Below are 2,893 nucleotides of genomic sequence, written 5' to 3'. Positions count from 1 at the left end.
GCGGCCCCGGCCGGGGTGACAGAGGCCGACGTCGCACTGGTGTTGCAGGCCCTGTTGGATCGGCATGCCACGTTGCGCCTGATCGTCGAGGACGACGGCGCCGGCGGCTGGTCGCTGAGGGTGCCCGAGGTCGGCGCGGTGAACGCCCGCGATTGCCTGGTGACCGTCGATGCGTTGTCCGATGAGGCAGTGGTGGCGGCGCGGTCGCGGTTGAACCCGGCCGCCGGGGCCTTGCTCAGTGCCTTGTGGGTGCCTGAGACCGGCCAGTTGGCTTTGATGATCCACCACCTGGCCGTCGACGGGGTGTCGTGGCGGATTCTGTTGGAAGACCTCAACATTGCCTGGGCTCAGCATCACAGCGGGCAGCCGGTGGTGTTGCCGACGGGTGGCACGTCGTTCGCGCACTGGTCGGCGCTGCTGGATGAGCATGCGCGTAGCTCTGCGGTGGTCGGGCTGGCCGATTCGTGGCGGCGGGTGACCGCGGTGCCGCCGGCGTTGCCTGCGGTGCAGCCGGCGACCGACACCTATGTGAACGCTGGGGAGTTGTCGGTGTCGCTGGACGGCGAGACCACCCGGCTGTTGCTCGGGGAGGTGCCTGCGGCGTTCCATGCCGGGGTGCAGGACATCTTGTTGATCGCGTTCGGGTTGGCGTGGGCGGAGTTCCTGGGTACCGGTGGGGCGCCGATCGGCATCGACGTCGAGGGCCATGGCCGCAACGAGGAGCTGGCCGACGACGTTGACTTGTCGCGCACGGTGGGCTGGTTCACCACCAAGTCCCCGGTGGCGTTGGCGGTGGGTGAGCTGTCCTGGGCGCAGGTGCGCTCCGGTGAAATCGCCCTCGGCTCGGTGATCAAGGACGCCAAGGAACAGCTCCGGGCGCTGCCCGACGGTCTGACCTACGGTCTGCTGCGCTACCTGAATCCCGACGTGGAGCTGGGCGGGTCGGACCCGACCATCGGTTTCAACTACCTGGGCCGCCTCGCCGCAGGCATGGGCGACCTCTCCGACGAACTCTGGCGAATCAATCAGGACTCCCTGTCGGTTGCCGGCGCGGCCTCTTCGGTGCCGATGCCGCTGATGCACACCGTGGAGCTCAACGCCGTCACCATCGACGACGCCGGCCCTCGATTGCGGGCCACGTGGACGTGGGCGACGTCATCCGTCGACGAGGCACGGGTAAAGCGGTTGAGTCAGTTGTGGTTCGAGGCGTTGGCCGGGATCTGTGCCCACGTCGGTGGCGGTGGTGGTGGTCTGACCCCGTCGGACCTGGCGCCTGCCCGGCTGAGCCAGCCCCAGATCGACGAGCTGACACGGCAATACGAGATCGCCGACGTGCTGCCGCTGACCCCCGTGCAGCAGGGCCTGCTCTTCCACTCCACCGTCGTTCAGGGGCATGGAGACGCCTCGACCGTTGACCTGTATGCGGTGCAGCTGGACATCACCGTGAGCGGCGTCCTCGATCTGGACTGTCTTCACGATGCACTGCGCACCGTGGTTCGTCGCCATCCCAACCTGGCGGCTCGTTTCAGCGCGCAGTTCGGCGAGCCGGTGCAGATCATCCCGGCCGATCCGGTGATGGCGTGGCGGTATCTGGATCTTCGCGACGATGACCGCACCCCCGGCGATGAGATCGAGCAGCTGAGCGCCGCCGAGCGCGCCGCGGTCTGCGACCTTGCTGGGCGGCCGTCGTTCCGGGCTGCCTTGATCCGGACCGGGGGCAACCAGCACCGGTTCGTGATGACGTTTCACCACATCGTGATCGACGGCTGGTCGCTGCCGATCCTGATGCAGGAGATCTTCGCCGGCTACTTCGGGCAGCGGCTGCCCCCGGCCGCGCCATACCGCAACTTCGTCAGCTGGCTGGCCGGCCAGGACCGAGACGCTGCCCAGGTCGCGTGGCGAGAGTTGTTCGACGGCTTCGACACTCCCACGCTGGTCGGTCGGGCCGCCCAAGCGGGGCGACGGAGCGTCGAGTCGTATCGAGTGTCCGCTGAGACGACACGGGCCCTCGGTGAGTTGGCGCGCTCGCACCACACCACCGTCAACACCGTGCTGCAGGCGGCGTGGGCGCAGCTGCTCACGTGGCTGACGGGCCAGCATGACGTGGCCTTCGGCACCGCAGTCTCGGGGCGGCCGGCCGACCTGGTTGGCGCGGAGTCGATGGTGGGTCTGATGATCAACACGGTGCCGGTGCGGGCCACCGTGACCGCGGCGACCACCGTTGCCGATCTGCTCGGTCAGCTGCAACGCGGCCACAACGACACCGTCGAGCACGACCACTTGGCGCTCAACGAGATTCACCGCGTCGCCGGTCACGACCAACTGTTCGACACGCTGTTCGTCTATGAGAGCTACCCGATCGACACCAGCGCGATGTCGGGCGTGCAGGAGTTGACCATCACCGAGTTCACCAGCCGCGAGTACAACCATTACCCGCTGTCGGTGATGGTCTTACCCGGTCACGAACTGGGCTTGCGGGTGGAGTTCGACTGCGGCTCGTTCGACGTGGCGGCCATCGAGACAATGTTCGAACGGTTCCAGCGGCTGCTGACGGCGATGATCGCGGATCCCGCCCGGCGGCTCTGGGCGATCGATGTGCTCGACTCGGCTGAGCACGAGCGGGTCGAGGAGTGGTCCCACCGAACAGTCTTATTCGAGGCGCCGGGGACGCCGGTGTCGGTTCCGGAGCGGTTCGCCGTGCAGGTGGGACGGGCCCCGGAGGCGCTCGCCGTGACGTTCGAGGGTCGGTCCCTGACCTACCGGCAGCTCGATGAGGCCTCGAATCGGTTGGCGCACGTGCTGACTGAACACGGCGCGGCCCCGGGTGAGTTCGTGGCGTTGCTGGTGCCGCGGTCCGCGGAGGCGATCGTGGCGATCTTGGCGGTGCTCAAGA

1 protein-coding gene is annotated in these 2,893 nt (G+C 67.8%); it reads left to right on the top strand.

Annotated features, from left to right (window positions below; all coding sequences use genetic code 11):
* The coding region (locus ACRDUX_RS24990; protein ID WP_526417569.1) for a condensation domain-containing protein at window positions 1-2,893 on the top strand (2,893 nt) is incomplete at both ends.

The organism is Mycobacterium sp., assembly GCF_050701675.1.
GTDB lineage: Bacteria > Actinomycetota > Actinomycetes > Mycobacteriales > Mycobacteriaceae > Mycobacterium.
Note: the sequence above shows the minus strand (reverse complement) of the source record. Positions and strands in the feature narration are given on the sequence as shown.